Annotated in this window: 6 protein-coding genes; 4 read left to right on the top strand and 2 right to left on the bottom strand. The window is 54.2% G+C overall.

The genetic code is table 11. The features are described 5' to 3' along the window. Together RTK32_RS02140 and RTK32_RS02135 are read left to right on the top strand one after the other, a co-directional pair. Positions 1 to 206, top strand: a 206-nt coding sequence (locus tag RTK32_RS02140) for a hypothetical protein (RefSeq protein WP_312041882.1), incomplete at its 5' end; no start/stop codon positions are given. Positions 207 to 225: 19 nt separating this feature from the next. Further along, positions 226 to 1,746 carry an aldehyde dehydrogenase family protein gene (locus RTK32_RS02135; RefSeq protein WP_312041881.1) on the top strand — a complete coding sequence of 507 codons (1,521 nt, stop codon included), beginning with the start codon at positions 226 to 228 and terminating at the stop codon, positions 1,744 to 1,746. 68 nt (positions 1,747 to 1,814) lie between these two features. Here the strand turns inward: RTK32_RS02135 and RTK32_RS02130 are convergent, their stop codons facing one another. After that, on the bottom strand, positions 1,815 to 3,989 hold the full coding sequence (locus tag RTK32_RS02130; protein ID WP_312041880.1) for an EAL domain-containing protein: 2,175 nt from the start codon (positions 3,987 to 3,989) through the stop codon (positions 1,815 to 1,817). Between the two features lie 1,218 nt (positions 3,990 to 5,207). On the opposite strand from RTK32_RS02130, the gene RTK32_RS02125 reads away from it, so the two are divergent. Then, the gene (locus tag RTK32_RS02125) at positions 5,208 to 6,737 is read left to right on the top strand and encodes an oligosaccharide flippase family protein (RefSeq protein WP_312041879.1); all 1,530 of its coding nucleotides are present in this window, start codon (positions 5,208 to 5,210) and stop codon (positions 6,735 to 6,737) included. Continuing rightward, a complete protein-coding gene (locus tag RTK32_RS02120) occupies positions 6,734 to 7,732 on the top strand; it encodes a glycosyltransferase (RefSeq protein ID WP_312041878.1) in 999 nt (332 codons plus the stop codon). Before RTK32_RS02125 ends, RTK32_RS02120 begins: the two co-directional genes overlap by 4 nt. A 3-nt stretch (positions 7,733 to 7,735) precedes the next feature. Here RTK32_RS02120 and RTK32_RS02115 read toward each other — a convergent pair whose 3' ends face one another. Continuing rightward, positions 7,736 to 9,085, bottom strand: a complete 1,350-nt coding sequence (locus RTK32_RS02115) for a cation:proton antiporter (RefSeq protein WP_312041885.1) — start codon at positions 9,083 to 9,085, stop codon at positions 7,736 to 7,738. Positions 9,086 to 9,181: the final 96 nt, after the last annotated feature.

Genomic DNA, 9,181 nt, shown 5'->3' with positions numbered 1-9,181 from the left:
GAACCGACATGGCCCCTCCAGCTACTGCAAACTTTTACCCAGCAGACGCGCGCAATAAAGCGTTTAGCCTGATGCCAGCGGGCGGCAAAGCCGTCTGCTTTTCTCCCTTTGCCGCTTTCCTTTCGGCGCGGTCACACTTTCTGCCCGGCGCGGCTGTCAATTTTTTCTGTTCTGGTAATGTTAACTCCAAGTTGTTTAATTGTTAATTATCGCGGAGAGACGATCATGCGCTACGCATATCCGGGCAGTCAGGATTCCTTAATCACGCTGAAATCGCACTATGGCAATTTCATTAACGGCGAGTTCGTCGCGCCAGTGAACGGCAACTACTTCACTAATACTTCGCCGGTTAACGGCTCGACTATTGGCGAATTTCCTCGTTCCGATAAGACGGATGTCGAAAACGCTATCGATGCCGCGCACGCGGCGGCGGAAGCCTGGGGAAAAACGTCTGTGCAGGCGCGCTCGCTGGCGCTGCTGAAAATTGCCGATCGACTGGAAGAGAAGCTGGAATATCTGGCAGTCAATGAAAGCTGGGATAACGGTAAGCCGGTTCGCGAGACGCTTGCGGCCGATCTGCCGCTGGCGGTCGATCATTTTCGCTATTTCGCAGGTTGCCTGCGCGCGCAGGAAGGTACCGCTGCGGAAATCGACGAGTTTACCGCTGCCTACCATTTTCACGAGCCGCTGGGCGTGGTCGGACAGATTATTCCCTGGAACTTCCCGCTACTGATGGCGGCGTGGAAGCTGGCTCCGGCGCTTGGCGCCGGAAACTGCGTGGTGCTGAAACCGGCGGAACAGACACCGTTGTCGATCACGCTATTTGTGGAGTTGATCGCCGACCTGCTGCCGAAAGGGGTACTGAACGTGGTACACGGTTTCGGGCGTGAAGCGGGCGAAGCGCTGGCAGGCAGCCCGCGTATCGCTAAAATTGCCTTTACCGGCTCCACCGCGACCGGCGGCCATATTCTTGAGCTGGCGGCAAAAAACCTGATCCCTTCCACGGTCGAGCTGGGGGGCAAGTCGCCTAATATCTTCTTTGAAGACATCATGCAGGCCGAGCCTTCTTTTATAGAAAAAGCGGCGGAAGGGGTGGTGCTGGGCTTTTTAAACCAGGGGGAAGTGTGTACCTGTCCTTCGCGCGCGCTGGTACAAGAATCCATTTACGCACCCTTTATGGAAGCGGTGTTGAAAAGGATAAAAACCATCAAGCGCGGCGATCCTATGGACACCGATACCATGATTGGCGCGCAGGCTTCGCAGCAGCAGTTTGATAAAATCCTCTCTTATCTGGATATTGCCCGGCAGGAAGGGGCGGAAATACTCACCGGCGGTGGCGTAGAGAAACTGGATGACGATCTGGCGGGAGGCTATTACATTCAGCCGACGTTGCTCAAGGGCAATAACAGTATGCGTGTGTTTCAGGAAGAGATTTTCGGGCCTGTCGTCGGTATCACCACTTTTAAAGATGAAGCGGAAGCCATCGCGATTGCCAACGATTCTATTTATGGGCTGGGTGCAGGCGTGTGGACGCGCGACATTAACCGCGCTTATCGGGTCGGTAGGGCCATCAAAGCAGGACGCGTCTGGACTAACTGCTACCATCTTTATCCGGCACATGCGGCTTTTGGCGGCTATAAGAAATCCGGCATTGGGCGGGAAACGCATAAGATGATGCTCGATCACTATCAGCAAACCAAAAACCTGCTGGTGAGCTACAGCACCGAGCCGCTGGGCTTCTTTTAAATACCCCGTGCCGCGCCTCGTTATCCACGGGCGCGGCACAGTCTTAAAAGTGACACTGTCACGTTAACTCAGCTGGCTTTGTGACGAGCCAGCAGGTCTGCAATCTTATCTTCCGATACGGCCTGAGAGAAAAGATAGCCCTGCAGCTGATTGCAGCCTGCCTCCGCCAGTGCCGCCATTTGACTGTCGGTTTCTACGCCCTCAGCGGTGACCGTCAGCCCCATTGCCTGGCCCAGCTTCACCACCGATTCGATAATGGCCGTAGAGTTCTCCGTCACGCCTAGCGATTGGGTAAAAGATCGGTCAATCTTGATTTTATCTACCGAAAAATGGCTCAGGTAATTCAGGCTGGAGTAGCCAGTGCCAAAATCATCCAGCGCGATACGGAATCCTGCCTCACGCAGCGCGCGCATGATCTCCTGTGCACCTTTCTCATCTTCAATCAGCACCCCCTCAGTGATTTCCAGTTCGATACGAGAAGGCAGCGTTTTTTCTTCTTCTATAATCGTTTTAAAGCGTTCTACGAAGCCCGCCGAACGGAACTGCAAGGGCGAAACGTTAATCGCCATGGAGATATCAGGCCACGCCAGCGAGACCCGGCACGCTTCGCGCAATACCCATTCGCCAATCTGGATAATCAATCCCATTTCTTCCGCCAGCGGAATAAACTCTGCGGGCGAAATAAGGCCGCGTACCGGATGATACCAGCGCATTAGCGCTTCCAGACCGACTACCTCCTGCCCGGAAATATCCATCAGCGGTTGGTAATAAACGGCCAGATCGCGTCTGTTTTGCAACGCGATGCGTAAATCAGCCGCAATGAGCTGGCGCGTTTTGACCTGCTCGTCCATGGAGTTATCAAAAACGCGATACTGTCCGCGTCCCTGGCTTTTTGCTTCATACAGCGCGATATCCGCTTTTCGCATCATTTCCAGCCGATCGCCCGCGTCCTGAGGCGCCATTGCCACCCCGATACTGACGCCTATCCAGGTCTCACTCCCCAGCAGGGTAAAGGGCCGGGCCAGCGAGGTAATAATTCGCTCGCACAATGCCTGAATCTCACCGATCGAGGTAATGCCTTCCACAATCACCACAAATTCGTCGCCACCCAGCCGTCCTACGGTATCGTTTTCGGCGATCTCTTCACTAAGGCGATGCCCTACGTCGATAATCAGCTCGTCTCCCGCGTGGTGACCATAGGTGTCATTGACCTGCTTGAAGCGGTCAAGATCCAGCAACAGCAGCGCAATATGTTCCGTAGCGCGGTTCAGTCGAGCCAGTGCGTGAGTCAGCCGCTCGTCCACCAGGGCGCGGTTAGGCAGACCGGTCAGCACGTCATGAAAAGCCAGATGCTGCGCCTGCGCTTCGCTGGCGCTGAGCTGGAGCAGTGACTGAGAGAGCCTGAGCGAAGAAAGCCATAACCGGCGGATCATCACCGTGCAGATAAGCATAATGATCAGCACCATCGTCAGACCGACCGGGCCAATCACCTGGAACATCTGCGTACCCGGTGCGGCCGGACGCCAGCTGATATAACCCAGTGCGTCACCGAGGTGATTTTTTAGCAAATAGTTAGCTTCTGCCTTTATGGGATTGCCGTCGGCATAATGCAGGTCGTTCAACAAACTGCGTTGAGCGAGGGCGTTAAGATAGCGGGTGTCCAGAAATTGTAAACTCACCAGCCGGAAACGCCCGCTTCTGCCGTAGCCATCGTCAATGGCGCTGATAGCGAGTGCAGCAGGGCGGTTATCGGCCAGGGTAAAGTCAACCGCTTCGGCGTGGTCGGTAGCGGCAAGAAGCGTTTTAAGCTGCTTTGATAGCGCCAGAATCGGCTGACGCAGATGGGCGAACTGGGTGAGAGGCACATTTTTTCCCCACTCCCAGCCATAAATCGGCCGGTCGTCTCCGTCAAGAATATAGATAAGCTGGTGATCAAACATGGTCGACAGCCAGGTGCCAACATTCTGGTTCAGCCAGGAGGTATCCTGTGGCCTCTCCTCCAGATGGCGGCCAAGCGGCTGCCAAAGCGCCAGGCTGCGATTCTGTTTACGCATTTCCGTCAGGCTTTGCGCCAGCGCCGTCTCAATAACCTGCTGCTGCCGGGCGGCCGCATCCCGATTGGTTTTTGCGGTGGCCCACCAGACGGTAAACGTGGCGGCAATAAAAGTAATTAATAACACCAGCACCAAAGGGATAATCACTTCGCGGATAAAGTGGCTGCGGAAACTGTCTGATATTTTCATATTTTTTATCAACCCACGCGCAGGATAGCAGCACTGCCTCTACTTTGAGGCTAGCATAAATCCCGGCCGCGGTTAGCAGGGCCGGGCGCTACCAGCCGCAACGGTATTATACCGCGGAAGATTTAGCGTGATCTCCATCACATTAAGAGCGGCGGAAGGCTTGCCTGACCACCAGCCAGCGCGGAAAAAAGCCGGCCCGCCGTGCTTTTACTGCGGCCTTCCAGCACTGTTTCAGCGCGATTTGCAGGATTAACGCATCGTATTACTTATACAAAAACGTTATAAAACATAACGTTATGTATTCAGCTCGCCGCAAGGTTAACCTCATCCAAAACCGGGTATGGGTATTAAAACGCATCCTAAATTAAAGGGGATTTACTTTTTCTATAATCATTATTCCAAATTAATCTGACTGAAATTTTAATTTACATTAGCCAGAAAGAACTTATTTTCACTTGTGAAAGGCTAAGCGGGACAATATTTATTGTTATTATTTATCTTATGAAGCGTAATTTTTCATATTGAGCGGCAGGATTTTTTCAATAAACCCTAAAATAAGAATAAAAAAGGATGGGCGGGTTAACGTGCTTTTTCCTTTACCTAAAGCGCTCAGCATTTATTGGCCCGAATAGAAAAACAGCAGAGCGAATGTTGTACAGGAAACGGCTTTTTTCTCACTGCGGGTCGCCGGGGCCGATCCCGGTTCGGGCCTGGTCGCATGAATTTTCGCCAAAGACCGCGTTTGAGCGTGTTGTTGGTTGGCCTGCGGCTTTAGCCTGTGCAGGTTTTATTATCCATAAGCTGCCTTTTTCGGTGGCCGGAGGAGGTTGTTGCACCGGGTTAACCGCAAGGACCACGGTAAAATAAAAGTCCGTTTCACTAACAGGGCCACCTGCTAAATCTGTACCGCCACGGTTGCCGCTATGCCCACGGCAGAACTCCAGATAAAAATGGTTCAGTTGGGGGCGAAAAGCGGAGAATGATTGGTCAGCTTTTTTTATCTCAGATTCCCTATTTTCTTAATAGCGTTTAGCGCGTGCCAAAGATACCCGCTTGCCGCATTCTTTTATAACAACATGTTGCTGAGCGGTACTATTCTGGCGCGGCTTCTGGCGTTGCCAGCCGCGCTTTTAAGACTATTTCCCGGATGTAGTTCGGGCAGCGATTTGTTAGTCTGCGTTATTGATAAATGATAAACCGAGCACGATAGAAGAGATTATGTCGATTAAGCGTAATGCGGTTGCGAATTATGTCGGTCAGATTTATATCACGCTTGCCGGGATACTGGTCGTACCCTTATATATTCATCAACTGGGCATGGAGATTTACGGCCTTATCGGCTTTTTCTCGATCCTGTTGACCTGGCTACAGCTGCTGGACGTGGGGATTTCCACCACGCTGCTGCGTGAGGCGGCCCGCTATCGCGCCGATCGGGAGCAAAACCCGTGGTTCCCCTCGCTGTTCGCTACGCTGGGTAAGTTCTTTCTGATCTCTTCCGCCGTCTTGGTGGTGATGGGCTGGCTGGCTTCGCCTTATGTCGCCTCTCACTGGCTGCACGCGAAAACGATCCCTCATCAGGATTTGGTTATCGCGGTGGGGATTATGGTGCTGACCGCCGCTATTCGCTGGCGTATCGGGCCTTATCGCAGCGTGATTGTTGGTTATGAACATCAGGTCTGGCTGAACGCGCTGAACCTGGTGGTGATTACGCTCCGTACTTTTGGCGCGGTATTCGTTATCCGCTTCGCCTCAAACCCGGTTATTTTCTTCTTCTGCTGGCAGCTGTTGATTTCACTGGGCGAAGCGTTCTTCTGTATTCGCAAATCCTACCAGCTGGTGCCTAAAAGCGACCGCAATACCAAAGTAGATAACCTGAAGGGCGTACTGAAGCCTTTCCTGCGCTTCGCCGTTGGCGCGGCCTTTTCCAGTGCGATCTGGACTTTTATCTCGCAGATCGACCGCCTGGTGCTTTCCAAAACGCTGCCGCTGGCTACCTACGGCTCCTTTACCGTGGTGGCCACGGCCGCTACCGGCATCGTGATGCTCAGCAGCCCAATTATGCAGGCGATTGTGCCGCGTATGACCGGCATGCGTACCAAAAGCGGGCAGGGTGAGAAGGAAACGCTGCAGCTTTATCGCTGGACCACCCAAGCCGTCAGTATTTTTATGGCGCCACTAAGCCTGACCATCGCTTTCTACCCAACGCAGCTGATCTGGGCCTGGACACAGAATGCGCAGATCGGCGAGCAGATGTCGCTGGTCATGACGCTGTATGCACTGGGCAGCGGCGTGCAGGCGATTGTTGGCCTGCTTTACAATCTGCAGTATGTTAACGGCAACCTGTCGCTGCATATGAAAGGCTTTACGCTATTTGCGATTATCCTGATCCCATTGAATATCTATGCGGCCATCCACTATGGCGCGCTCGGTACGGGTATCGTGTGGGTTGCGCAGAACATTTTCTACCTGCTGGTGTGGTCGTGGATCGTGCACAGGAAGTTTGCGCCAACAATCCATATGCAATGGCTGACCCGCGATGTCCTGCTGATTTGGGCGGTTTCTGCCTGCGTGGCCTTCCTCACGCTGTCGATTCCTTTCGAGTGGAACGACAACCGCTGGCTGAACCTGCTGTTCCTGGGCCTCATTGGCTTTGTGAACCTGGCAATCTGCTGCCTGCTGCACAGTAAAGTAGGTGAGCACCTTAAGAACGTAACTTTCCGTCGGCTGAACCTGCGAGGTGAAAGATGATTAACCAGGACGATCTGGCTCAGCCAACGCTGTCCGTGATTATGCCCGTCTACAATGGGCGGGCCGATCTGAGCGAGGCGGTTGATTCACTGCTGCAACAAACGGTCGTACCGCAGCAGATTATCATTATCGACGACGGCTCTACCGACGGCACCGATCGACTGATTGAAGAGTATTGCCAGCGCGAGCCGCGCATTCAGCTGGTGCGTAACGCTCACGGCGGCGTCAGCGCCGCCCGAAATAAAGGGCTGGAGCTGGCTACCGGCGATTTCATCTATTTTATGGATGCCGACGATCTTACTGGCCCCACGCTGTTTGCCGATTTCCTGCGTGAAAAGCGAGCCTCTCCAACGCTGGAAATGTTCTGCTTTGCCGCCAAAATGTTTATGGATGTGCCGGTGGCGGAGCGTAAGCCCGAGATCACCCACGCCCGTAACCTTAAGGGGCTGTACAGCGGCGGCACGGCGTTTATCCAGCAGCTGAACAGCAGCGGCTCTGCGCATCGCGTGCTCTGGTCCAGCATTATCTCCCGCGAGCTGATTGAGCGTACGCGCAGCCGCTTTCTGCCCATTCAGAACCATGAAGACGCACCCTTCATGTTTACCCTCTATTTGCAGGCAAAACAGGTCTTCGTAACGCCGGAAGCCTATTACTTCAAGCGCTATACCACCACGTCGCTGTCCGTAAGGACACGCGATTTTTCCTGGGTGAAGAACTATTTTATTGCCCGCGAAGGGACGGAAGAAGCGATTAGGGCGGCGAACGTGCCGGTGGAAAGCACGCTGGTGGATGATTACTACTTCCCGGTAATGAGCGGCTGCCTGAAAATGCTGCGTGAGCACGATATGACCGTGCCAAAGGAGTACCAGCCCAGGGTAAACGCGCTGGTACGTAAGCTGACGCGTAACAATATCAAACTGATGGTTATCTGGTATCTGAACCCGCTTTACAGCAGCCTGGTCTACTGTAAGAAAAAGCTCTCCAACGCGTTATAATTGTTATTCGTCCTGCTCTCTGGCGGCGGCTATTTTGGCCTGCCGCCAGTTGAGCAGCGGCGTGACGGAAATCCCGTGTACGATGACGCTGGCCACAATTAACGTAAAGGCGATATTCGCCATACGGGTCATCTCTTCCCCCGCCACGCCATGCGTATAGGCCCAGGCAATGTAGTTAATACTGCCGATACCCCGTATCCCCAACCAGCCAATAATCATCTTCTGCTGCCAGGGCGCTTTGATGCCCGCCGTACCCAGCCAGACTGCCGTCGGGCGGATAAACACAAACAGCACCAGCGCCATCAGCAGCCCGGCCGGATCCCAGTGCTGTGCCAGCGTGACGCCCAGCACGATAATGATGCCGGCCGCGAACAGCCTTTCGACGGTATCACCGAACGACAGCGCATCGCCGACCACCAGGCCTACCGAGCGCGCCGGATCCGGTTCAAGGGATTCATGACGAATGTGCGGATTCACCAGTACTTCCGCTGGCGGACGATGATCGCTATCGTCAAAGGCATCGGCGGGCTGACGGCGAATAACGCTGACTTCCGCCCGACGCAGGCCGACACCGGCGGCAAAAGCGGCAAGGAAACCTGAAGCGTCAAGCGCCTGAGCCGCCGCGTAGCTCAGCGCGATAAGCGCCAGCGCCAGAAAATCGTTCGGGGCAACATCTTTATGCGCATAGCGTAAGTGCGTAACGTATTTACCCACTACGCGGCCAAAGAGAAAGCCGATACCCAGCCCGCCGATAATGGCCCAAAGGACGTCTTTCAGCATCCAGTGGCTAAAAAGATCCAGCGTCATTTCTTGCTGCGTGGTCAGCAGCGTCACCGCCAGCATCAACAGCGGCAGGGCCGTGCCGTCATTCATCCCGGCCTCGCTGGAGAGCGAAACGCGCAGGTTATCGTCGTCACGGGCATCGTTGACGGAGATCAGGCTGGCCAGCACGGGGTCGGTCGGCGCAACGATGGCGCTAAAGGCGATGGCGAACGGCCAGGAGAGCCCGACCAGATAGTGTGCCGCCAGCGACATACCCAGCACGGTCAGCAGCATGCCGGGAAAAGCGAGCCGCATGCCCAGCCGCCAGCCCTGATGCCGCAACGGCAGTCTGAGCTTCAGGCCGGTAATAAATAGCGAGGCCGCCATCGCGATTTCGGTAAGGTGAGCCGTCAGTTCGGCATGCGCGGCAATATCAACGTGCAGCAGATCCAGCACCCAGGGGCCACAAATCACGCCGGCTATCAGATAAATAGAAAAAGTGGTGACCGGACCGCGATTGATCCAGCCCGATGCCAGCGACATCAGTAATAAAAGTCCGCCCGTTGCGGCTGTCCAGCCAAGAAAATCCATCAATACGCCTCCGTAGTCTTCAGGGGATAATTATGGACGCTGATAAAGAATCGGTGGGGATATCTCATTGAAAAAGCATATTTTTGGTAAAAAAAA

Source organism: Erwinia sp. (assembly GCF_031978025.1).
In the GTDB taxonomy this organism is placed as follows: domain Bacteria; phylum Pseudomonadota; class Gammaproteobacteria; order Enterobacterales; family Enterobacteriaceae; genus Erwinia.
Note: the sequence above shows the minus strand (reverse complement) of the source record. Positions and strands in the feature narration are given on the sequence as shown.